The sequence below is a fragment of the Maricaulis sp. genome (assembly GCF_034670125.1).
Classification (GTDB): domain Bacteria; phylum Pseudomonadota; class Alphaproteobacteria; order Caulobacterales; family Maricaulaceae; genus Maricaulis.
The window spans coordinates 687928-711426 of sequence record NZ_JAXMOC010000001.1 but is presented as its reverse complement, the minus strand read 5'-3'; the positions used below and the strand labels follow the sequence as shown (position 1 = coordinate 711426).

Below are 23499 nucleotides of genomic sequence, written 5' to 3'. Positions count from 1 at the left end.
AGAAACGCGCTGAACTCATCAGCGTTTTCCTATAAGAACTCTCGGTTCAACCTGTTGCCGACATAAAGCTGACACCATGAAATTCCTCGACCAAGCCAAAGTCTATGTGCGCTCCGGCAACGGAGGCGGCGGCTGCGTGTCTTTCCGGCGCGAAGCCTATGTCGAGTATGGCGGCCCGGATGGCGGTGATGGCGGCAAGGGCGGTGATGTCTGGGTGGAGGCGGTTGAGGGCCTGAACACGCTGATCGACTACCGCTACAAGCAGCACTTCAAGGCCGATACAGGCATGCACGGCATGGGCCGCAACCGCACAGGATCCGGTGGCGAGGATGTGGTGTTGCAGGTTCCCGCTGGCACCCAGCTGCTTGACGAGGACAAGGAAGAAATCCTCGCCGATCTGACCGAAGTCGGGCAGCGCGTTCTGCTGGCCCGGGGCGGCGATGGCGGCAAGGGCAATTCACACTTCAAGACCTCCACCAATCAGGCACCGCGCAAGACCATTCCGGGCTGGCCGGGCGAAGAGCGCTGGATCTGGCTTCGGCTGAAGCTGATCGCCGATGTCGGCCTGGTCGGGCTGCCCAATGCCGGCAAATCGACCTTCCTTTCGGTCGTCAGCAAGGCCAATCCGAAGATTGCCGCCTACCCGTTCACAACGCTTTATCCCAATCTCGGCGTGGTTGATCTGGGCCCTGGCTCACGCTTCATCGTGGCCGACATTCCCGGCCTGATCGAAGGCGCTCATGAAGGCGCCGGGATCGGCGACCGCTTCCTCGGTCATATCGAACGTTGCGCCTCGCTGATTCACCTGATCGACGGGACCCAGGACGACGTCGTCGCTGCATACAAGACCGTCCGCGGCGAGCTTGAAGCCTATGGTGACGGTCTGCCCGAGAAACAGGAAATCCTCGCACTCAACAAGATCGACGCGATGGACGAGACCATGGTGGCCGAAAAGCGCGCCGAGCTCGAAGCGGCCAGCGGCAAGCCTGTGATGACGCTGTCGGGAGTCTCGGGTGATGGCGTAAAGGCATTGTGCGGCAGCGCCTGGGAAATTGTGCTGCAGAACCGGCGCGCCGAGAAGGCCGCAGCGGAAGCGGCAGAGAAGGGCGAGGAGGGCTGGTCGCCCTCATGACGCGGCCGGGCTTCGAGGCAGCACGCTGCATCGTGGTCAAGGCCGGCTCCAGCCTGCTGCAGGCTGGCGACCCGGTGATTGCCGCGATCGTGTCGGATATTGTCGCCCTTCGCGCCTTGGGCAAACGGGTCATCCTGGTATCATCCGGCGCTGTCGCGTTGGGCAGGACCCGGCTGAATCTGGCACCGGGAATTCTCAGCCTGGAACAGAAACAGGCCGCCGCCGCGACTGGCCAGCCACTCCTGATCCGGCTCTGGGAGCGCGCGTTCTCGGCCCACAATACCATCACCGCCCAGGCCCTCGTCACGCTCGACGTGACCGAAAACAGGCGCAGCTGGCTCAACGCGCGGGCGACCCTCTCGACCTTGCTTGATTTTGGTGCAGTGCCGATCGTGAACGAGAATGACACTATCGCCACCGATGAATTGCGTTATGGCGACAATGACCGCCTGGCGGCCAGGGTGGCGCAGCTGATCGGCGCTGATCTGCTGGTCCTGTTGAGCGATGTTGAAGCGCTGCACGACGCCGACCCACGACTGGTCCCGGGTGCCCCGGTGATAAACGATATACCCGTTATCGATGACCGCATCCGGCTGATGGCCGGCGACGCCAATGCCAGTGCCGGAGTTGGTACCGGCGGCATGCGGACAAAAATACTCGCCGCGGAACTCGCCGGCAGCTCTGGTTGCGCGACGGCGGTCGCATCAGGATTTCTACCCAGCCCGTTGATGAGCCTCGGCAGTGACCAGCATGGTACCTGGTTCCATCCGTCACGGTCGGTCGTCAGTGCCCGTGAGCGCTGGATTGCCGGCGTCGTCAGCCGAAACGGCGCAGTCCGGGTCGACGCTGGCGCGGCCGCGGCTCTGGCCGAAGGCAAATCCCTGCTTCCGGTCGGGGTCCTGTCGGTTGAAGGCCTGTTTGAACGCGGCGAAACCATTCGGATCCTTGGACCAGACGGCGAGGCGCTTGCCCGCGGCGTCGCGGGCTATAGCGCCTCTGATGCCCGCCGGATCGCCGGTTGCCGGAGCGAGGAGGCGGAATCCAGGCTCGGCTACCGGCGAAGCGCCGCACTGATCCATGCCGATGACATCGTCCGGATCAATGCAGCGAAGGACAACGCATGAGTCGGAATCGGGCATTGCGGGGCGAAGGGTTAAGCCGGGGCATGCGGGTGGGCCTGTTCGGGGGCAGTTTCGACCCGCCCCATGCCGGGCATCTGCATGTCGCACGGACGGCCCTGCGTCGACTGGGCCTGGACCAGGTCTGGTGGCTGGTTTCACCCCAGAATCCGCTGAAGGGCACACCGGTTGACGATTTCAGCCGACGCTTCGCAGCGGTTCGCGAACTGGCCAGACAGCCGGACATGCGCGTATCGGATATTGAAACCCGCCTGGGCTCAACCCGGACGATCGACCTGCTGACCCATCTGAAGCGCAGTTACCCGGGCGTCCATTTTGTCTGGATCATGGGAGCCGACAATCTGGCGGGCATTCATCGGTGGGCGCAGTGGACGCGGATATTCCACGCTTGTCCCGTGGCCGTGATTGCTCGGCCGCAGGATGCCGTGCGGGCCCGACTCTCGCACGCGGCCAGACAGTTTGCGACCTCACGCATTCGTGAAAGCCAGTCCACCCTCCTGCCCCTGCAAACGGCTCCGGCATGGACCTATCTGACTGAGCGGTTACACTCCCATTCCTCGACAGCGCTGCGCGCGCGCCACTGACCCTCCAGACCACGCTGACAGGACGACATCATGCACGACCGGGCCTCCGGCCGCCTGAACGGCCACGCTGCGCTTGCTTTCTTTGATGACCAACATCCGCCCGCAGGCGATTTCCTTGCCGATGTGCTGGACGGGTTTTCCCGTTCACCCAAACAACTGGCGCCTGTCTATTTCTACGACGCGGCCGGCTCGGCGATCTTCGATGAAATCACCCAGCTACCCGAGTATTATGTGACACGGACCGAGCTTGCCATTCTGGATCGGATCGGCCCGGAACTGGCGGCCCTAGCCGGGCCCGGCGCGGTTGTCATTGAACCGGGTTCCGGTTCCAGCGTGAAGGTTCGCAAGCTGCTCGACGCCCTTTCCGAGCCAGCCTCCTATGTCGGTCTGGACATTTCTGGCGGGCATTTGAAAGCGGCCTGTCTCGAAATTGCCGAAGCTTATCCGGACCTCCAGGTCGGCGCCGTCTGTGCTGACTTCACGCAAGGCCTGGATCTTTCGCACCTGCCACTTCATGACGGCAAGCGCATCCTATTCTTCCCGGGCTCCACCGTGGGCAATTTCGAGCCGGACGGTGCGCGACGCTTGCTGGCGGGCTTCCGTCAGGCCATGCGCCCGGGAGACGCCGTGCTGATTGGCGCGGATCGCGTGAAGGATCCGGCTCGGCTGGTCGCCGCCTATGACGATGCGCAAGGCGTGACAGCCCGGTTCAACCTCAACCTGGTCCACCGCATAAATCGAGAACTCGGCGGATCGATCAACCCGGCGAGCCTGTCGCACAGGGCCATCTGGAACGCCGACAAGGCCCGGATCGAAATGCATCTTGTCGCCGGGCTTGCGCAGGAGTTCCAGATTGGCGATTCAACATTCAAACTGCGTGAAGGCGAGAGCATCCACACTGAGAATTCCCATAAATTTACCCAGGAAAGCTTCACTTCACTAGCAGAATCAGTGGGTTTCAGGGTCCGTTCGACCTGGTCCGACGACGCTGAACTGTTCTCGCTTCACTGGCTCGAACCCGCCGCCAAAGCGTGATAAGAGTATAGACTGTGTTTGGATGACAGAGAGGACACTGACCCTGTCTACAGAATTATCGCGCCGCGCTGAGCAGGAAACGGCCGCTGCCGTTCGCGTCACCGGCGATGACGGTCCCACCGAGGCCCTGGAAACCCTGATCCTCGACTCGCTTGATGACGACAAGGCCGAAGATATTGTCGCCATTGATTTGCGTGGAAAATCATCCATCACCGACATCATGATCATCGCATCGGGTCGTTCAGCCAGGCATGTCGCCTCGCTGGCCGACCATCTTGTGCGCAAGCTCAAGGATTCCGGCTGCGGCAAGGCCCGCATCGAAGGGACCCAGACCAATGACTGGGTTCTGATCGATATTGGTGATGTGATCATCCACCTGTTCCGACCCGAAGTCCGCGAATTCTACAATCTTGAGAAGATGTGGTCGGTCGAGCCGGATGCGTCGGCCTCCTGAGTGAAGCTCCGCATCGCCGCCCTTGGCCGCATCAAGTCCGGCCCTGAACGCACACTGGTTGATGACTATCTCGAGCGCGGCACGGCGACCGGTCGGTCGGTCGGACTGGGCCCGTTGGTGGAAAGCGAACTGGACAACCGCTCGCTCAAGTCTGCGAGCGAAGAAAGCCGCGCACTGGCAGCCAGTCTGGATGCGGGTTCCCGGTTGATCCTGCTCGACGAGCGCGGCAAGGCGCTGGCATCGCGGGAGCTGGCCAGGCAAATCGGCCAATGGCGTGACGAAGGGTGCCGCGAAGCGGTATTTTGCATCGGCGGTGCCGACGGGCATGACCGCACCCAGCTTCCCAAACCGGACCTGATGCTGGCATTCGGGCCGGCCGTTTTTCCGCACAAGCTGGTGCGTGTCATGCTGGCCGAGCAATTATACCGGTCCGCCTCCATCCTGGCCGGCACGCCCTATCATCGTGATTGAGCGTTAACCGCCGGAGCGCTAGCTTTTCAACCATGTTGAGTGCCATCGCAGCCCTGCTCCTGTTTCAGAGCCAGCCAACCACATCACCGGATGTGAACGAGGCGGCGCGCCTCGAGCAGGAGGAACGCGAGAACGCCGCCCAGGCCGCAGCCGCCCGGCTTCAAGCCGAACAACTCGCCGACGAAGTTGCATTGATGCAACGACAGCTCGTCGATGTGGGTGCCCGCGTCGGAGCCAGCGAGAATGCCGCGCTGCAGGCCGAGCGCGAATTGGCACGGCAAGCAGACATCGAGGCCGACCTTCTGTCCCGTCTGACGGCCGACCGCGAATCCCTGATCGACATATTGGCGGCCATTCAGCGGATCGAGAGCCAGACACCTCCAGCAGTGCTGGCGGCGCCGGATGATGCCGCCGAGGCGGCGCGTGCGGCGTCCCTGATGGCAGAGGTTGCCCCGGCCCTGCGGGAACGGGCAGAACAGATCGCGGATCAGCTGATTCAGTTGCGACAGGTCCGCGAGGCCATCGAAGTCGAGCAGACCACTCTCAGCGCCGCCGAAGAGACGCTGGCGGCCCAGCGGTTGGAGCTGGAGATGTTGATCGCCGAGCGACGGGCCCTGGAAGCCCGGCACCGCAACGAAGCCGTCGCTTTTCTGGAAGCGTCCAGCTCGGCCGGCCAGCGCGCCCGCTCTATCCGATCGCTTATCGGCGAGCTGACGCGAATGGCCGAGGTCATGCCGACGCTCAGTCCACGCCGGACGCCGCCGGACACGGCCATCCCGGAGCCCCGACCACGGCCACCCCGCAATCTTGTGGCAGCCCGCGTGCCGAATGCGCCTCTGGAAACCCTCCGGTTTGCGGACGCTCGCGGTCGGCTGCGCCCCCCCGCATCCGGGGACATCGTACGCGAATTCGGGGAACTGGCCGAAGATGGCACAGCGTCTGAAGGAATTTTCATTCGGACCCGGCCACGGGCGCAGGTAGTATCGCCGTTCGATGGCCGGGTTGAGTTTGCCGGACCGTTCAACACATACGGCGGTCTCTTGATACTCAATGTCGGCGATGGCTACTATGTCGTACTGGCAGGCATGGCGGTTACCTATGCCAGTGTCGGACAGAGCGTGCTGGCGGGAGAGCCGGTCGGCGCCATGTCCGAAAGTGCCCAACCGGCATCAGACTTGTATCTGGAGCTGAGACGGAATGACGATGTGATCGACCCGGGCCCCTGGTTCCGGACCTGATTGCAGCCGGGCTTTGCCCATCGCGCTCAAAGGACGCGAGATTGCATGCGTATCAATGTCTTCGCTTCAATGGTGGCTTTCGCCGTTGGCGCCGTGGCCATCGCGGTATCGGCAGAAGGTGCCCAGGAAGACCGGTCGGCCAGTTTCCGCCAGATCGAACTTTTTGGCGATGTTCTCAGCCGGATTGAAGCGGATTACGTGTCCGACACGGATCAGGCCGAACTGATCGAGGCCGCGATCGAAGGCATGCTGTCCTCTCTCGATCCCCACTCGGCCTACCACAGTCCCGACGCCTACGAAGACCTGCGGGTGACGACACGCGGCGAATACGGTGGCCTCGGCATGGAGGTCGTCCGACGCGACCAGTATATCACGATCGTCTCCCCGATTTCCGACACACCCGCCGAACGCGCCGGCCTGCGGACCAATGACCGCATCATTGCAGTCGATGGCGACGCCATCGTCGGCATCTCGGTCGATGAAGCGGTCGCCCTCATGCGCGGCGCTGTTGGCGACCCGGTGACCATCACAATCGCCCGCCAGGACGATGACCCGTTCGACGTGACCCTCGTACGCGACACCATTCCCCTGCGCACGGTGGCAACCCGGATTGAATCCGGCGTGCCTTATATGAGGATCGCCGGCTTCAACGAGCGCACTACCGAAATGGTCCACGAAGGTCTGACCGAATTGCGCGACGAGTTTGGCAGCGACTTGCCCGGCCTTATCATCGACATGCGGTACAATCCGGGCGGCCTTTTGGATCAGGCCATCGGGGTGACCGATGTTTTCCTCGACGGCGGCGAAGTCGTCTCGACCCGGACACGGGACCCAAGGGATACCCAGCGCTACAACGCCCGCCCCGGTGACCGCCTGAGCGGTGCGCCGATCGTGATCCTGATCAATGAAGGCACGGCGAGTGCGGCCGAAATCGTCGCGGGTGCCTTGCAGGACCGGGAACGGGCAGAGCTTGTCGGAATGACCAGTTTCGGCAAGGGCTCGATCCAGACCATTATTCCGCTTCGAGGCGGCCGGGATGGCGCGCTGCGCCTTACCACCGGTCGGTATTACACGCCGGCTGGCCGCTCGATCCAGGCGACCGGGATCATCCCCGACCAACAGGTCTCTGCTTGGGCGCTGAGCAATGATGATGAGGCGGATGTGCCGCAGATCGGATCTGAAGCCGATCTCGACGGCGCGCTCGAAAACGAGAATGGTGTCGTGCGTGAAAACACCGATCTCGCAGCGGTCGAGCAACCCCCAGCCGATTGGGCAGAAGGGGAGGATTATCAGTTGCATCGTGCGATCGAAATCCTGAGCACGGCGATGGAAACCCAACAGGCCTCGCTGCGTCCCTGACGAGCATCGCCATTTCGGACCACCGGATTGTACGGCGACGGGTGCGAGCCTGTCGCCGTTAACCGTTTCTTACAGCACAGACAGGCACATTGGCGCCCAATCGAAGGTCTGTCCGGCCTTCACTCCGGCAACACCTGACCCGTGCTGAAAACATGTCGCCCGCCATTCTTCGTCATGCCCAACCCCTACTGACCCTGCGTGCACCGCTTTTCACGGGCATTGGCGCAGCCGTTCTGTTGAGTGTGATGATTGGCGGCGTGGCGCTGTTCGGGGATGGCGAGATCGACCTGCCGCGGGCTGTCGGGGGGGTTCAGCCGGCACCACCTGCCGCGATCGCCGAGCATGATGTCCGGCCCGACGCCGGCACGCATGGTGACGGCATTCGTTTCCTGGAGCCCGAGGGTGAGAGCGAGGTCAGCCTGTCCGGGGTTCGGGAAGACTTTGACGCGCCTGCCACAACGGAGAACCCAGCACCGGCGCCCGGCTCTGATCCAGCTGACGCCGAAGCGCGTCTGGCAACACATGAATCCAATCCGAACGCCCTGCCGCGCGCGCCCATAGCCGGTCTGACGGAGCCTGGTCCGGGCGGACCACTGCCGATAATCGCTGCCAACGGCACCCGCCCGTCGCGCGCCTACGCACGACCCTATCATGGCGATCCGGGTGCCCCGACCATTGCAGTCGTCGTTGGCGGCATGGGCCTCAATTCTACCGTTACCCAGGCAGCAATTGACGAGTTGCCGCCGGAAGTTGCCCTGAGCTTCGCGGCCTATACCCGCGATCTCCAGGATTGGATCGACCGCGCCCGCGCCGCCGGACATGAGGTGCTCATCGAAGCGCCCATGGAACCGTTTGATTACCCCAACAACGACCCCGGTCCGCATACCCTGCTCGCTGACGGTTCCGCCGAGGAGAACGGCCGTCGACTCGCCTGGGTTCTCAGCCGCGCGACGGGCTATTTTGGAGTGACCAACTATCTTGGCGCCCGATTCTCGGCGTCACAGGGGGCCATGCGGCAGGTTTTCGGGACGCTGGAAGGCCGGGGCGTGGCATTCCTTCACGATGGCGCCGGGCGTCGCTCGACGATCGAGGCAGCTGCCGATGCCACCAATATAACCTATGCGGTGGCAGACCGGATCCTTGACGAGGACCTGTCACCCGACGCAATCGACGAGCGTCTGCTGGCGCTGGAAGCTCTGGCGATCCAGAATGGCTCGGCTCTTGGAACCGGCTTTGCCTATCCGGCAACCGTGGAACAGATTCGCGACTGGGCCATCAGCCTTGATCTGCGGGGCTACCAGTTGGCCCCACCGTCTGCTGTGATGGCACGACGGCGCCTGGAGGCCCGCCTCGCGGCGGAGGCGAACGCCTCAACGGGTCATGACGAAGCGTCAGCGACCGATCATCGCTGGGCCCGGGATCCCGACGACGCCGGTTCCGAGGATGGTCATGCGGCTCCGGCCGCCAGCGGTCACTGATGGCAGCGCCCAGCGACGAAGCCTTTCCCAATCATCGGGCCAATGTCGGTATTGCACTGTTCAATGCGGAAGGCTCTGTATGGCTCGGGCGACGCAGCCAAACCCCCGCCCCCTGGAACTGGCAATTGCCGCAAGGGGGGATCGATGCCGGCGAGGAGCATCGCGCCGCGGCTTTGCGGGAACTGGCCGAGGAAACCGGCATAGCGGCATCGTCCGTATCCTATCTCGGCGAGATCGACGGGTGGTTGACGTATGACTATCCGCCCGATGTCCGTGATGATCCGCGTTTTCGCAGAAAGCGCCATCTCGGACAAAAGCAGCGGTGGTTCGCGTTCCGCTTCCGTGGCACTGACCGGGATTTCGATCTTGCGGCCCATGACGAAGTCGAGTTCGACACTTGGAAATGGGGCCGACTGTCCGACATTCCGGACCTCATAATCCCGTGGAAGAAACACATTTACCAGGTCGTCGCGGACCGTTTTGCGCCATTCACAATCGCAACCTCATCCTGACCAAGGGGTCACGCGGCTTTTCCTATCCTCGCGCTCAGTCTGAAACGCAGTCCCTGAGCCCGCGGCGGAGGATTTCCGACAGCCCCAATGCCTGTCGGGTGGCGCCCGCCCAAAGCTCGATCTCTCCATCGAAACCCGCCTGGTCATTGGCCGGAAAAGTGAAAATGAAATTGAGTCCCATCGGCGGAGGGGGCGGCGCAGGCGGCCCCGAGAAATTCACGATCGCCTGATTACCGGATGGCGCCATCGCAAGGCTGATCGGATTGAGGCCGCGCGTCGCTTCGACAGCCTGAGACACAGCCGGGCAGCTTCGCTCATCAACCACATCCATCCGTACTAGCCCGTCGAGGCGCTCGAGGATCTCGTCCGCGTGCCCGAACAAGTCAGGCCCCGGCCCCCTGTATGAGTCCGCGTTGAGATTGTGCTCTGCGAGATAGGCCTCGATTTTCTGCGGATCAAACCAGGCCCTCGACACTTCATCGATCGCCGAAGAACTTGTCAGGCGGATCATTCGCGCCTGCCAAAAGCACGGATCGGCCGATGGATCGCGAGCCGCGTCGGAAGCGTGGGTACACATCCGTTCATAGCGGATTGTATTTGACACCCCGTGGAAGGAAGCGGTCGTGCGAACTGTCGCCCCGACACGATCAAGATACACCGGGGCTGTCGGGTCTCGGCGGGAAGGAAGGCTGGTTTCAGTAGCCACATCGATCCGGCCGACAGCCGAAAACCGCACCTGTTCTGAAAACGAGTACCAGATCCGGCTACCTTCAATGCCGCCGATCAAGTCGGGCAGATTGGCCGGTGGCTCGGCCGGTGCGGGGATACTGGCCTGCGCAGGCGCGAGGCCGAACGCAAGGACGATGGCGAGAACGGGTTGGGAAAGCTTCATGGCGCACTCCTGATTTCACCCCAGTCTAGCCACATGTCTGCATCCGCCGCCACCACGCTGAATGATCCCGGAACGAAAAAGGCCGCCCCCTGGTAGGGGCGGCCTGTTCGGTCAGACATGTCGCTTGGTCAGTGGGCGACGACAGCCTGCATGGCCTCATACTTCGCGACAAGCGCTGCAGCAGCGTCGCGGGCTTCATCATCCTTGGCCGCCGTGACGTCCTCGCGGGCGTCGGACAGGTTTTGAGCCAACTCATCTGCATTGATGTCGGCGACCGCGATCGCCTCCTCGGCGAGGATCGTCAGACCCGCCGCCGTCACTTCGGCGAAACCGCCATGAATGAAGGTCCGGGTTTCGGAACCGCCATCAATCACGGTGATCGCACCGGGACGGATCACAGACATGAAGGGTGCGTGGTTCGGCAGCACACCGAAATCACCTTCTTCGCCGGGCACGACGACCTGATCAACAGGCCCCGCGAACAGACGGCGCTCCGGCGACACAAGATCGAATTGGAGTTTGTCAGCCATCAGGCTACCTCCGGGCTAGGCCGGAAGCTGCGTTACGCAGCTTCCGCAGCCAGTTTCTCGGCCTTCTTCACAGCGTCTTCAATGGTGCCAACCATGTAGAACGCGGCTTCCGGCAGGTGGTCATACTCACCATCGCAGATCGCCTTGAAACCCTTCACGGTATCGGCAACCGGCACCTGGATGCCCGGGAAGCCGGTGAAGATTTCGGCAACGTCGAACGGCTGCGACAGGAAGCGCTCGACCTTACGGGCACGAGCCACGGTCAGCTTGTCTTCTTCTGACAGCTCGTCCATCCCCAGGATGGCGATGATGTCCTGCAAGGCCTTGTAGCGCTGAAGGATTTCCTGGACGCGACGGGCCGTCAGGTAGTGCTCTTCACCGACGATGCGCGGCTCGAGGATCCGCGAGGTGGAGTCGAGCGGATCAACGGCCGGGTAGATGCCCTTTTCCGAGATCGCACGATTGAGAACCGTGGTCGCGTCGAGGTGGGCAAAGGTCGTGGCCGGCGCCGGGTCGGTCAGGTCATCGGCCGGGACGTACACGGCCTGGACCGAGGTGATCGAGCCCTTGTTGGTCGAGGTGATACGCTCCTGCAGGGCACCCATGTCGGTTGCCAGTGTCGGCTGATAGCCCACGGCGGACGGGATGCGACCCAGCAGGGCGGACACTTCGGAACCGGCCTGGGTGAAGCGGAAGATGTTGTCGACGAAGAACAGCACGTCCTTGCCTTCTTCATCGCGGAAATATTCAGCCTGGGCGAGGCCCGAGAGGGCGACACGTGCACGGGCGCCCGGAGGCTCGTTCATCTGGCCGAAGACCAGCGCGCAACGGGAACCTTCCGTAGAGCCGTCATGCTCCTTGGGGTCCTTGTTCACGCCGGATTCGATCATTTCCCAGTACAGGTCGTTACCTTCACGGGTCCGCTCGCCGACACCGGCGAAGACCGAGTAACCACCGAACAGCTTGGCGATGTTGTTGATCAGTTCCTGGATCAGAACCGTCTTGCCAACGCCGGCGCCGCCGAACAGGCCGATCTTGCCGCCCTTTGCGTAGGGGCAAAGCAAATCGACGACCTTGATACCGGTCGGCAGGATTTCAGCTTCCGTGGCCTGTTCCGCGAAGGACGGGGCCGGACGGTGGATCGGCGCCTTCATCGTGTGCGGCACGTCTCCAGCTTCATCGATCGGCTGACCGGTGACGCTCATGATGCGGCCGAGCGTGCCCGGGCCAACCGGAACCATGATCGGGGTACCCGTGTCGGTGACAACGGTACCGCGCTGCAGGCCCTCGGTGGCGTCCATGGCGATGGTGCGAACCGTGTTCTCGCCGAGGTGCTGGGCAACCTCAAGCGTCAGGGACTTGCCATCATTGGTGGTTTCCAGGGCGTTGAGAATGTCCGGCAGGGTGCCGTCAAATTCAACGTCAACAACAGCGCCGGTAATCTGGACGACGCGTCCTTGGGAAGTGGTCATAGCGTGTGTTCCTCTGCCTAGAGGGCCTCGGCGCCGGAGATGATTTCAGTCAACTCCGTGGTGATCTGCGCCTGACGGGTGCGGTTATAAACAAGGTTGAGTTTGTCGATCAGTTCGCCGGCATTGCGCGTGGCGTTGTCCATGGCAGCCATCTTGGCACCCATTTCGCCGGCAACATTCTCCAGCAGGGCAGACAGGATGACTGTGTCGGCATAACGCGGCAGCAGTACATTGAGGATGGTTTCCTCGTCCGGCTCGGCTTCGTAGACGGCACCGCCGAGATCCGGGCGCTCAACACCTTCATCAATGGCGTCAATCGCCGGAATGAGGACTTTGGCACGCGGCTTCTGGGAGATGACCGAGACGAACTCAGCCGAAACGAGTTCGCAAACGTCGAACTCGCCATTCTCGAACATGTGGCGGATCTTGTCGCCGATCCGGGCCGAGGTGGCACCGGAAATCGTCTTCTCGGCGGACAGGTCCATCTTGTCGACGATCAGAGAGGCAAAGGTACGCTTGAGTTGGTCAGCGCCTTTTTTGCCCACGCAGATGATCTTGACGTCCTTGCCCTCGGCTTTCAGCGCATTGATGCGCTCGCGGGCCTTCTTCACGATATTCGTGTTGAAGCCGCCGCACAGGCCGCGGTCTGCGGTCATGACGACCAGCAGGTAGGCGTCCGACTTGCCGGTTCCGACCAGGAGCGGCGACGCTCCCGGTGTACCCGACATGGCGGTCGACAGGTTGGCCATCACGGCCGCCATGCGCTGGGCATAGGGGCGCGCGGCTTCCGCAGCCTCCTGCGCACGGCGCAGTTTCGCTGCGGCGACCATCTGCATCGCCTTCGTGATCTTCTGCGTCGACTTGACGCTTTCGATCCGGTTTTTAAGGTCCTTAAGGCTCGCCATCAGGCTCTCCTCAGCGGTTGATCTCGATCAGGCTCACGCGAAATGTTCGGTGAACTTGTCGAGTGCCGCCTTCAGCTTGCCTTCGCTGTCGTCGGTCAGCTTCTTCTCGGTGCGGATCGACGTCAGCAGCGCGGCGTGCTCGCCGTGCAGGTGACGAAGAAGGTCCGCTTCATAGCGCTGCACATCGGCGGTCGGCAGCTTGTCGAGATAGCCACGGGTACCAGCGTAGATCACGCAGACCTGCTCTTCCATCGACAGCGGCGAGAATTGCGGCTGCTTGAGGAGCTCGGTCAGGCGCTGACCCCGGTTCAGAAGCTTCTGGGTGGCGGCGTCGAGGTCCGAACCGAACTGGGCGAAGGCCGCCATCTCGCGGTACTGGGCCAGTTCGCCCTTCATCTTGCCGGCAACCTGTTTCATGGCCTTGGTCTGGGCAGCCGAGCCAACGCGCGACACCGACAGACCCACGTTCACGGCCGGGCGGATGCCCTGGTAGAACAGGTCGGTTTCCAGGAAGATCTGACCATCGGTGATCGAGATCACGTTGGTCGGAATGTAGGCCGACACGTCATTCGCCTGGGTTTCGATGATCGGCAGGGCCGTCATGGAACCCGAACCGTTCGCTTCGTTCAGCTTGGCGGCGCGCTCGAGCAGGCGGGAGTGAAGGTAGAAGACGTCACCCGGATAGGCTTCGCGGCCCGGCGGGCGACGCAGAAGCAGGGACATCTGACGATAGGCAACAGCCTGCTTGGACAGATCATCATAAACGATCAGCGCGTGCATGCCGTTGTCGCGGAAATACTCAGCCATGGCACAGGCGGTGAACGGTGCCAGGAACTGCATCGGAGCCGGGTCCGAAGCGGTGGCCGCAACGATGATGGTGTAATCCAGCGCGCCATTTTCCTCGAGCGTCTTCACGATCTGGGCGACCGTGGAGCGCTTCTGGCCGACGGCGACGTAGATGCAGTAGAGCTTGGCGCTCTCGTCATCGCCTTCGTTGATGGCTTTCTGGTTGAGGATCGTATCGAGCGCAATTGCGGTCTTGCCGGTCTGGCGGTCACCAATGATCAGCTCGCGCTGACCACGTCCGACCGGGATCATGGCGTCGATGGCCTTGATGCCCGTCGCCATCGGCTCGTGCACGGATTTACGCGGGATGATGCCCGGCGCCTTGACGTCGACGCGGCGACGCTCGGCAACGTCCGTGAGCGGACCCTTGCCGTCGATCGGCTCACCGAGACCATCAACAACGCGGCCCAGCAGGCCCCGGCCGACGGAGGTGTCAACGATTGACCCGAGACGCTTGACGGTGTCGCCTTCCTTGATGCCCCGGTCATCGCCGAAGATCACGCAGCCGACATTGTCGCGCTCGAGGTTCAGGGCCATGCCCTTGATGCCGCCCGGGAACTCGACGAGCTCACCGGCCTTCACCTCATCGAGGCCATAGACACGCGCGATACCGTCACCAACGGACAGAACGCTACCAACGTCCGAAACTTTCGCTTCGGCGCCGTAATTCTTGATTTGATCCTTGAGGATCGCAGAGATTTCTGCGGCACGGATGTCCATGGACCTAGGCCTCTTTCATCGCGGTCTTCATCCCATCCAGCTTGGCGCGGAGGGAAGAGTCGAACATGCGGGAACCGACCTTGACGATCAGTCCGCCCATCAATTCAGGCCGCACTTCCGTACGGACCTCGATTTCGCGCCCGAAGGCACTTTTCAGCGAAGCCGCGAGGGCTTCGGTCTGTTTCTTGGTCAATGCCGCAGCGGTTTGCACGTCAGCAGTGACGACGCCGCGATCCGCGGCAGCCAGCGCCGCGTAAACGCGCGCCAGGTCACCCAGGTCACCGGCTCGGCCGTTGCGGGTGGCAACACCAAAGGCATTGGCGGTCAGGGCGTTGAACTTGGCCTTCTTGGCCAGCGCCGAAAGAACGCCAGCCTTGACCTCGACTGCGTACAGCGGCGAAGCCAGCACGTCGGCCAGTTCGGCGGATTCTGTCAGCATGGCGCGCAGGGCTGCGAGATCGGCCTCGACAGCTTCCGCAGCACCCTCGGATTTCGCCAGCTCAAACAACGCGGTCGCATAGCGGCCTGCGGCTTTGGCTGTCATGGCGTCTTCGCCGGTCTTCACCGTGACGTCACTCTCTAGCTGGATCAGCGCTCATCAGTTTGCCGCGAACGACATAAACGCTTGATGTTCAACGATATTAGAAACGAGGCGTACCGTGTTGCACTGCAAGCCCCTCAGGTTCGGCGCTGCGATAGCACAGGGGGGAGCGGGCAGCAAGCCACTGGCACCGGGTGTTTCAGCGCATTGCGTCATTTCCAGCAGGACGCCCGCCCGCGCGAGCACTCATTCAACAGGCGCTTTCACTGTCCGCCGCTTGCGCGCCATGATGTTGAGCACCTCGACGAGAAGCGAGAAAGCGATCGCGAAGTAGAGATAGCCGCGCGGAATATGGAAGCCGAGGCCATCCGCGATCAGGGCAACGCCGACAAGCAGGATGAAGCTGAGCGCCAGCATCTTGGCCGTCACATAGCGCTCGAGGAAGCCGGCCACGCTTTTGGCCGACAGCACCATGATGATGGTGGACACCAGAACGGCGGTGACCATGACAAACAGCCGGACACCCGCACCATCCTCACCGCCGAGATCGCGGGTCATGCCGACTGCTGTCAGAACAGAATCGAGTGAGAAAACGAGATTGATCACCGACATCTGCACGATCACCGAAACAAAGCCGGACACCTTGCCCTTTTTGCCGCTGTCGTGGTGACCTTCGATCGTGTCATGGATCTCGATCGTTCCCTTCCAGAGCAGGAAAAGCCCCCCGAGCAGCAGAATCAGGTCCTCCAACGTCACATCGATCAGCATCTCAGGGTGATCAGGATCAGCCAGCCCATGCAGGAATTCCGGGATTGTGAACAAGGTCGCGTGGGTCAAACCGGTCAGCCAGACCAGCGCGAACAGCAAGACCACCCGCATAGCTGCGCCGGTCCAGATTCCGATATCCCGTCCGCGCGCCTGCTGGTGCTTGGCCAGCTTCTGTGACGCCACCGATACAAAGACGACATTGTCGACGCCCAGAACGACTTCCAGGAAGGTCAGTGTCAGGAGAGACATCCATACGGCGGGATGGGTCAGGAATTCGAGCATGGCGGCGCGGCCCCTCAGTCAGCGATCAGATGAAGCTATATGGTTCGACATCGATTGAAACCCGCACTGAAGGCGGCGTTCTTACCCGGTCCTTCCATGCCTTGAGAAATGCCGAAATATCAATCTCCTTGTCGGCCCGGACAAGAATGCGCCGCCTATGCCAACCGCGGATCATGGCGCGAGGCGGTTCAGTCGGCCCCCAGATCTCCACACCTTCGGAGTTCGGCGCCATGGCAGCGTAGTCCGAGGCGACCTTGTCGAGAACGTCCGGATTCCGCGACATGAAGCCGATCGCAGCCAAACGACCGAAAGGCGGCAGCCCCAGCGACTCGCGGACCATCGCTTCCATGTCGAGGAACGCGTCCCGGTCACCGGCGATCAGGGCCTGGATGGCATCGTGTTCTGGTTGGTGGGTCTGTAGCAGGGCTCGCCCCGGGCGGTCGGCACGCCCGGCGCGCCCCGCGACCTGTACCAAGGTCTGGAATGTCCGCTCGCCGGCCCTCGGGTCACCGCCGGCCAAGCCGAGATCGGCATCGACCACGCCGACCAGGGTCAAGCCGGGGAAATTATGGCCCTTGGCAGCGATCTGGGTGCCCACAAGAATGTCGATCTCACCCCGTTCCATCGCCGCAACAATCTCGGCACCGGAGCGACTGTCCGACGAGTATATTTCGACGTTCGCATCGGGGAAGGTGAGCTTCGCCTCCTCGGCAACCCGTTCAACGCCGGGGCCGATCGACGTGAGACTGTCTTCGGCATTGCAGGCCGGGCACCGCTTGGGCTTCGGCATGGAGAAGCCCGTAACATGACAGACCAGTCGCCCGGTGTATCGGTGCTCCACGAGGTAGGACTGCGTGTCCGGCGACACCATCCGGTGGCCACAAGCCCGGCACAGGACGAGCGGCGCGTAGCCTCGACGATTGAGATAAAGCAGACTCTGCTCGCCGCGTTCCAGCGTGTCCCGCACCGCCTCGATCATTGGCGGCGAGAGCCAGCGTCCCGGCTCGGCCGGATGCTCGCGCAGATCGATCGTGCCGACCTCCGGCAACATCGCTGTGCCCGGCCTGGCGGCGAGGCGGACATGGACATAGCGGCCGGCGAGAGCGTTTGAGAGACTTTCCAGGGAGGGCGTTGCCGAGGCGAGAATCACCATCGCCCCCTCGATTTTGGAGCGCACGACTGCCAGATCCCGGCCCTGATAGGGCAGGCCTTCATCCTGCTTGTAGGTGGGATCATGTTCCTCATCGACCACAATCATGCGCAGCTTTGGGAATGGCAGGAACAGCGACGATCTTGCCCCGACCACGATCCGCGCCCGCCCCTCGGCGACCTCGCGCCAGGCCCTTCGTCGGGCCTTGGGTCCGGCGCCCGAATGCCAAAGCGCAGGCTCAACCCCGAACCGGGACTTGAAGCGCGACAGCACGGCTTCAGTCAGGGCTATTTCCGGCAGCATAATCAGGACCTGGGCGTCCGGCTCCCGGCGGAGTACCTCGGCGATGGCTTCAAAGTAGACCTCGGTCTTGCCGGAGCCTGTCACGCCATCCAGCAGGGCCGCCTGAAATCCTCCGGCGCGAGCGAGTCGCCGCAAGACACCCGCCGCCTCGACTTGCATCATGGTCAGGGTCAACCCCTCCCGCTCCGGGTCAGGATGTCCGAACGGGGGATCCACCGGCCGGGTCAGTTCAGCAAGGGCCCCTGCCCTCGCGAGACCTTTGACGACCGACGCGGTAGCGCCGGCCTCCCGTGCCAGTTCGGCAGCGCTGGCCTCACCCAAAGCGTCCATGGCGTCGAGGATGCGTCTGCGGGCATCCGTCATGCGGTCCGGTTCGGCACCACCCCGGCGATAGACCGTCTCCATCGGAGACGGCTTGAGAGCCTCAGTTGATCGCAGGACCGAACGCAGCACTATACCCGGAGACTGAACGAGATAGCGGGACAACCAATCAACAAAGCGCCGGGTCCCGTCGGGAATTGGCGGTCCGCCGGCCGGGCCTTCCACGGTTTTGAGCGGCCGCTCGCCCGGCCCCGCCTTGACCGCCCAGACCACTCCGCGCGCCGCACGCTTGCCCAAAGGCGCGACGACATGGTCGCCAGGCTCAAGGTTCAGATCCGCCGGCACCAGGTAGTCAAAGGCTTCCGGCAAAGGCAGCGGAAACAGGATGGAGACACGATACGGGCTGTCTTCGGTCACATCGGGGCCTGTGGAATGGGCGGGAGAATCAGGGTGCGGTTGCAGTGCGACCCTATCGGCATGACGGTTTTCATTCGCCGGACAAACTCAGGTTTTGGCTGCACCCGCGCGGTTGGTTTGCACATCGTAAACCGAATGCGCCAACACTGGCCATTCACGTCGAGGGAGACAAAGACATGTCCGATACATTCACTGAACCTGATGCGGACATGATCCGGGATTTCCTGACTCGCAATCCGGACTTTGTGCGTGAGGATGCCGAGCTCTTCTCGTTGATTGTCGAGACCGACCGGGTAGACGGGGCGATCGACCTTGGGGCTGCCGCGCGCGACAGGCTGCGAAACGAGATCCGCCAGCTCAAATCCCTCAATGCGTCAATCGTCGAGACCGCACGTGCCAATCTCGCGACCCAGTCCCAAATACACATGGCAGTGCTGGCGCTGCTCGAGGCTGAATCCCTGTCCGGGCTAGACAAGAAAATGACCAACAGATTGACCGGAGCACTCGGTGTCGACGTGTGCCGGGTATTGATCGAGGGCCACGCTCCGCTTCAATCCGCGGAGTCGATTCTTGGTGCTGCGGAAGGGTTTGTGGGTGACGTCCTGGGTGACCATGTCGAGGTGCTGGGCCCGGTCGATCCGGCCAATGCCCACGCCCTGTACGGTCAACAAGGCGCCCGGGTCAGCTCCCAGGCTATCGTGCGTCTCGATTTCAACGGCCATGACGGGTTGATAGCGCTGGCGGCGCGGGACGCGCACCTGTTCCAGTCCGGCCAGGGCACGGAGCTTCTCAACTTCCTCGCCCGGGCGGTCGAACGGATGGTGGTGCAATGGCTGCATCAGACCTGAACACGCCGTGGCCGGAGGCGCTCGCGACTTTCCTGGATCATCTGTCCGGTGAGCGTCGGCTGTCGCCGCGCACGCTTGAAGCCTACCAACGCGACCTCGAATCATTCGGAGACTTCCTGGGCGAACACCACGGTCATCGCCCGGACACGGAAGCGCTGGGCAATCTGTCATCACGGGATTTTCGCGCCTATATGGCGTCGAGGCGGCGCGACGGCTTGTCGGCCCGGTCACTGGCGCGGGCGCTCTCCGCCATCCGGACGTTTTTTGACTATGCCAAGCGGCGATGGGGGGTCGACAACCCGGCCCTGTCACTCGTCGAGAGTCCCAAACTGTCCCGAACAGCCCCCAAACCAGTTAGTGAAAGTGCCGCGAAGCTGCTGTTGGTTGAGACAGGCCGGCGGGGTCAGCCGGACTGGATTGCCGCACGGGACAATGCCGTGCTGCTGTTGCTGTACGGGTGCGGCCTGCGAATTTCGGAGGCGCTGGGCCTCCCGGCCTGCGACCTGCCCGTCGGCGACACCCTTCGCATCTCCGGCAAAGGCAACAAGACGCGCATTGTTCCGGTCCTCCCGGCGGTCGCCGAAGCCATCTCACGCTATGCGACGCTGTGCCCCTTCACGCTCGAGGGCGACAGCGCGCTGTTTCGCGGTGTTCGCGGCGGCGCCCTGTCCGCCCGAAGCGTCCAATCGCTGATGTCAGACTTGCGAGGCCGGCTTGGGCTGGCGGAATCCGCAACACCCCACGCGCTTCGTCATGCCTTTGCCACTCATCTGCTGGCCCATGGAGGCGACCTCCGGGCCATTCAGGAGTTGCTCGGCCATGCGAGCCTCTCAACCACCCAGATCTATGCCGATGTTGAAAGCGCCCGGCTTCTGGCTGTTTATGACGGCACCCACCCGAGAGCGCGCAAGCGCTGACGGCGCTTCTCTTCAACCCTGGCTTCACCGCGGCGTATTCCCACTTGCCCGAATGGTCAAAATTCACTACTTTGTTTACTAAAGTTCTTGAGGAAGCGCCATGACCGAACAGACAGATCTCGAATTTCTCCGCGACGTCGCTGCCAGCGGCCAGCGCGCTCCATCATTGAGCGGACGCTTTTTTGTCTGGTGGGGCGGCCTCGCAGCGCCGGCCCTGCTGGCGCACTGGTCGATCATCACCGGTTTGATCGGTATACCGGCCCAATTCGTCGGATTCGTCTGGCTCATTTATGGTGTCGTTGGCATGATCGGCTCCGCATTGCTGGCCCGCAGCCTGAGCGGCAAACCCGGTCGTGGCGCCGTCAACAACCGCGGCGAAGCCGCCGCCTGGCGCGGCGTCACTTGGATGGTTGCCGCCTACGCGATCGGCGCTGTTGCCGCCAACCTGCTTGGGCGCGGACATCTGATCCTGTTCGACACCATCCCCTTGGTCGCGTTTGCCGGATACGGCCTCTCATTCCACGTCAGCGCCCAATTGGGTGGTGCCCGCTGGATGCATGGCGCCGCCATTCTGGCTTGGCTTGCCAGTGGCTTCGGCCTCAGCTTGACCGGCACGCCGGACCTCTATCTGTTCTCCGCCGCTGCGGTTGCGGTCCTGGCCATTATCCCGGGCGTTGTATTGTTGCGCGGGGAGCCGGCGACGGAGGCCGCGTGAATGTCTGAGCCATTCGATGCCACCAACCTCGACGAGGTGATCCATGGCAAGCTTCGCCTGGCCATCATGGCCTATCTGTCGGCGGTCAGCGACGCGACATTCGGCGAGATCAAGCAGCGCACCAGCGCCTCGGACGGCAATCTGTCTGTGCACCTGCGCAAGCTGGAGGAGGCGGGCTATGTCGAAATCGAGAAGCGCTTCGTGGATCGCAAACCGCAGACCCGCGCTGCCTTGACCCAAACAGGCCGGACAGCCTGGCTCGCTTATCTCGACCAGTTGCGGGCCCTGATACAGCCCTGACCACTCGCCGTCAGGCGACCTTGCGGTTGGGCCTGTGATGCCAGACGATCACATCCGATCCGGAATCCTGCGGGGTTTCACCTTGGACAAAGCCGGCCTTCTCGAGCACCCGATGTGAGGCATCGCGATCATCGCGGGTCTGGGCCATAACCGATTTGACCCGCTCATGTGTATAGGCCCAATCAAGCAGCGCCATGACGCCCTCTGTCGCGAGCCCCTGTTCGCGGTATGAGATCAGCATGGAGTACCCGATCTCGATTGCCCCCTCCGCGTCTGGCCCGCCCCTGAATCCGCCAACGCCCAACAACCGATTCATCACCGGCGAGATGTAGACCCACGAAAACCAGCCGGTGTCGGCAGGATGGGCGCGTAACTGCTCGCGCGTCCACTCCATCGCTGTCTGATCCATCAATTCGGGAGGCCAGGTCGGCTCGGGTTCAACACCGAGCACACGAAAAAACGCAGCTCGGTCATCAAGCTGCAACGATGCGAGCTCCGCATTGAGCGCCACCAGCCGCAAGCGCGGCGAAGCGATTTCGATCGGCTTTGGCATCAGCGTGAATTCCAAGACTTGAAGCAAACAGGCCGCCCGGGCGCTTTCAAGCCCGGTCCGCCCTACAATATCGCGACTGTACGGGCCCGCCTACACTCGTGTCACGAGCGCGCCAGGCCGCGAACTAGGACGGGTCACCAAAACCAACCATTGCCTATCTCTGCGACAGGGTGATGACGCAGCGACGGACAGCCTTCACCAGGGCGATCAGGACTGCATCGTCCAACCTTCAACACCCATGGCTGCCTGGCGAATGGCTTCCGTCAGCGTGGGGTGTGGATGGCAGGTCCGCGCGACATCTTCGGACGCCGCCCGGAACTCCATGGCGACGCACAGCTCCCCGATCATTTCACCAACATTGGCACCGATCATGTGCGCGCCCAGGATTTCATCGGTCTCGGCATCCGCCAGAATTTTCACGAAACCGTCCGTCGCATGATTGGTGCGTGCGCGCGAATTGGCCTGGAAGGGGAATTTGCCCTTCTTGTACTTGCGACCGGACGCCTTGAGCTCATCTTCGGTCAGACCGACGCTGGCTATTTCTGGAGCGGTATAAACCACGCCCGGGATCACGCCATAGTTCACATGTCCCGCCTTGCCGGCAATCCGCTCGGCACAAGCGACCCCTTCGTCTTCTGCCTTGTGCGCCAGCATGGGTCCATGGGTGCAATCGCCAACCACCCAGACGTTTTCCGCCGAAGTCCTATAATGGTCGTGAGCAATGAACCCACGCTGATCGGTTTCAAGACCGACGGTCTCCAAGCCGAGTCCGTCAGTGAAGGGGCGACGCCCGATACAAACCAGGACAGTGTCAGCTTCGAGCGTTTCCGCTTCACCACCGGCGGCCGGCTCCAGCTTCACCACAAGGGTTTCACCGGACGCATCAACACCCGTCACCTTGGTACCCAGTTTGAAGTCCATCCCCTGTTTGGCAAAAGTCCGCTGAGCGGTCTTCGCCAACTCGCTGTCCATCCCTGGCAGAATCCGGTCGAGATATTCGACAACCGTCACCTCAGCGCCCAGCCGGCGCCAGACCGAGCCGAGTTCCAGCCCGATCACGCCGGCGCCAATCAAGACCAGCTTGCCGGGCACTTTCTCCAGGGCGAGGGCGCCGGTGGACGACACAATCCGCTTCTCGTCAATGGTGACGCCGGGAAGCGGCGTGACTTCAGATCCGGTCGCGATGACGATATTTTTCGTCGCCAGTGTCGAGCGGCCGGATTCCGCGTCTACTTCGACCTTGCCGGATCCGGCGATCCGCCCACGGCCGCGGATATAGTCCACGCCATTCTTCTTGAAGAGAAACTCGATACCCTTGGTGAGCCCGTCAACGGCCTCATCCTTCTGTCCAAGCATGGCATCCAGATCGAGTTCGACCGGGCCTGTCTTGATACCGAGTTCTGCAAACTGGGTGCTGGCGGTTTCAAACAGCTCGGACGCGTGCAGCAGGGCCTTCGAGGGAATGCAGCCCACATTCAGACAGGTCCCGCCCAAGGTGCCCCGCATTTCGACACAGGCCGTTTTGAGACCGAGTTGGCCGGCGCGGATCGCACAGTTGTAGCCGCCGGGGCCGCCGCCAATGATTACGATATCATACGTGTCCGACATGCTCGCCTC

24 protein-coding genes are annotated in these 23499 nt (G+C 62.5%); 14 read left to right on the top strand and 10 right to left on the bottom strand.

The features are described from left to right. Positions 1-76: 76 nt before the first annotated feature. The 10 genes from obgE (at position 77) to VOI18_RS03145 (ending at position 9402) form a co-directional block, all read left to right on the top strand. Entirely contained in the window at positions 77-1132 is a 1056-nt protein-coding gene (gene obgE, locus VOI18_RS03190) for a GTPase ObgE (RefSeq protein ID WP_323760962.1), read from the top strand. Continuing rightward, positions 1129-2256 (top strand): glutamate 5-kinase, encoded by a 1128-nt coding sequence (gene proB, locus VOI18_RS03185; RefSeq protein ID WP_323760961.1) that lies wholly within the window; start codon positions 1129-1131, stop codon positions 2254-2256. Before obgE ends, proB begins: the two co-directional genes overlap by 4 nt. Then, the gene (locus VOI18_RS03180) at positions 2253-2855 is read left to right on the top strand and encodes a nicotinate-nucleotide adenylyltransferase (RefSeq protein ID WP_323760960.1); all 603 of its coding nucleotides are present in this window, start codon (positions 2253-2255) and stop codon (positions 2853-2855) included. Before proB ends, VOI18_RS03180 begins: the two co-directional genes overlap by 4 nt. A gap of 30 nt (positions 2856-2885) precedes the next feature. Next, positions 2886-3890 (top strand): L-histidine N(alpha)-methyltransferase, encoded by a 1005-nt coding sequence (egtD, locus tag VOI18_RS03175; RefSeq protein ID WP_323760959.1) that lies wholly within the window; start codon positions 2886-2888, stop codon positions 3888-3890. Positions 3891-3912: 22 nt separating this feature from the next. Beyond that, positions 3913-4344, top strand: coding sequence for a ribosome silencing factor (rsfS, locus tag VOI18_RS03170; RefSeq protein WP_323760958.1), 432 nt, complete (start codon positions 3913-3915; stop codon positions 4342-4344). After that, complete coding sequence (rlmH, locus tag VOI18_RS03165) at positions 4345-4815, top strand: 23S rRNA (pseudouridine(1915)-N(3))-methyltransferase RlmH (protein WP_323760957.1); 471 nt, start codon at positions 4345-4347, stop codon at positions 4813-4815. It begins immediately after the preceding gene. 32 nt (positions 4816-4847) lie between these two features. Beyond that, entirely contained in the window at positions 4848-6053 is a 1206-nt protein-coding gene (locus tag VOI18_RS03160; protein WP_323760956.1) for a murein hydrolase activator EnvC family protein, read from the top strand. Positions 6054-6098: 45 nt separating this feature from the next. Beyond that, positions 6099-7412 carry a S41 family peptidase gene (locus VOI18_RS03155; RefSeq protein ID WP_323760955.1) on the top strand — a complete coding sequence of 438 codons (1314 nt, stop codon included), beginning with the start codon at positions 6099-6101 and terminating at the stop codon, positions 7410-7412. Positions 7413-7564: 152 nt separating this feature from the next. Next, on the top strand, positions 7565-8890 hold the full coding sequence (locus VOI18_RS03150; RefSeq protein WP_323760954.1) for a divergent polysaccharide deacetylase family protein: 1326 nt from the start codon (positions 7565-7567) through the stop codon (positions 8888-8890). After that, positions 8890-9402, top strand: a complete 513-nt coding sequence (locus tag VOI18_RS03145) for an RNA pyrophosphohydrolase (protein WP_323760953.1) — start codon at positions 8890-8892, stop codon at positions 9400-9402. The genes VOI18_RS03150 and VOI18_RS03145 overlap by 1 nt, the downstream gene beginning before the upstream one ends. A 34-nt stretch (positions 9403-9436) precedes the next feature. Here VOI18_RS03145 and VOI18_RS03140 read toward each other — a convergent pair whose 3' ends face one another. The 8 genes from VOI18_RS03140 to VOI18_RS03105 all read right to left on the bottom strand — a co-directional run bounded on the left by VOI18_RS03140 (position 9437) and on the right by VOI18_RS03105 (position 18549). Then, positions 9437-10294 carry a hypothetical protein gene (locus VOI18_RS03140; protein ID WP_323760952.1) on the bottom strand — a complete coding sequence of 286 codons (858 nt, stop codon included), beginning with the start codon at positions 10292-10294 and terminating at the stop codon, positions 9437-9439. Between the two features lie 128 nt (positions 10295-10422). After that, a complete protein-coding gene (locus tag VOI18_RS03135; protein WP_323760951.1) occupies positions 10423-10824 on the bottom strand; it encodes a F0F1 ATP synthase subunit epsilon in 402 nt (133 codons plus the stop codon). A 32-nt stretch (positions 10825-10856) separates the two neighbouring features. Further along, positions 10857-12296, bottom strand: coding sequence for a F0F1 ATP synthase subunit beta (gene atpD / locus VOI18_RS03130; RefSeq protein WP_323760950.1), 1440 nt, complete (start codon positions 12294-12296; stop codon positions 10857-10859). Positions 12297-12313: 17 nt separating this feature from the next. Then, the gene (locus tag VOI18_RS03125) at positions 12314-13201 is read right to left on the bottom strand and encodes a F0F1 ATP synthase subunit gamma (RefSeq protein ID WP_323760949.1); all 888 of its coding nucleotides are present in this window, start codon (positions 13199-13201) and stop codon (positions 12314-12316) included. A 33-nt stretch (positions 13202-13234) separates the two neighbouring features. Then, on the bottom strand, positions 13235-14767 hold the full coding sequence (gene atpA / locus VOI18_RS03120) for a F0F1 ATP synthase subunit alpha (RefSeq protein ID WP_323760948.1): 1533 nt from the start codon (positions 14765-14767) through the stop codon (positions 13235-13237). 4 nt (positions 14768-14771) lie between these two features. Next, positions 14772-15311: a F0F1 ATP synthase subunit delta gene (locus tag VOI18_RS03115; protein WP_323760947.1), complete on the bottom strand. Its 540-nt coding sequence runs from the start codon at positions 15309-15311 to the stop codon at positions 14772-14774. Positions 15312-15554: 243 nt separating this feature from the next. Further along, complete coding sequence (locus VOI18_RS03110; RefSeq protein WP_323760946.1) at positions 15555-16358, bottom strand: TerC family protein; 804 nt, start codon at positions 16356-16358, stop codon at positions 15555-15557. Positions 16359-16383: 25 nt separating this feature from the next. Then, positions 16384-18549 (bottom strand): primosomal protein N', encoded by a 2166-nt coding sequence (locus tag VOI18_RS03105; RefSeq protein ID WP_323760945.1) that lies wholly within the window; start codon positions 18547-18549, stop codon positions 16384-16386. Between the two features lie 176 nt (positions 18550-18725). On the opposite strand from VOI18_RS03105, the gene VOI18_RS03100 reads away from it, so the two are divergent. The 4 genes from VOI18_RS03100 (at position 18726) to VOI18_RS03085 (ending at position 21329) form a co-directional block, all read left to right on the top strand. Next, positions 18726-19397 carry a DUF484 family protein gene (locus tag VOI18_RS03100; RefSeq protein ID WP_323760944.1) on the top strand — a complete coding sequence of 224 codons (672 nt, stop codon included), beginning with the start codon at positions 18726-18728 and terminating at the stop codon, positions 19395-19397. After that, a complete protein-coding gene (locus VOI18_RS03095; protein WP_323760943.1) occupies positions 19379-20314 on the top strand; it encodes a tyrosine recombinase XerC in 936 nt (311 codons plus the stop codon). The genes VOI18_RS03100 and VOI18_RS03095 overlap by 19 nt, the downstream gene beginning before the upstream one ends. Before the next feature lie 100 nt (positions 20315-20414). Further along, a complete protein-coding gene (locus tag VOI18_RS03090) occupies positions 20415-21029 on the top strand; it encodes a hypothetical protein (RefSeq protein ID WP_323760942.1) in 615 nt (204 codons plus the stop codon). Then, positions 21030-21329, top strand: a complete 300-nt coding sequence (locus tag VOI18_RS03085) for a transcriptional regulator (RefSeq protein WP_323760941.1) — start codon at positions 21030-21032, stop codon at positions 21327-21329. Positions 21330-21339: 10 nt separating this feature from the next. Here VOI18_RS03085 and VOI18_RS03080 read toward each other — a convergent pair whose 3' ends face one another. Both VOI18_RS03080 and lpdA read right to left on the bottom strand, forming a co-directional pair. After that, positions 21340-21897 (bottom strand): GNAT family N-acetyltransferase, encoded by a 558-nt coding sequence (locus tag VOI18_RS03080; RefSeq protein WP_323760940.1) that lies wholly within the window; start codon positions 21895-21897, stop codon positions 21340-21342. A 192-nt stretch (positions 21898-22089) separates the two neighbouring features. Further along, positions 22090-23490 carry a dihydrolipoyl dehydrogenase gene (lpdA, locus tag VOI18_RS03075; protein ID WP_323760939.1) on the bottom strand — a complete coding sequence of 467 codons (1401 nt, stop codon included), beginning with the start codon at positions 23488-23490 and terminating at the stop codon, positions 22090-22092. Positions 23491-23499 lie beyond the last annotated feature (9 nt).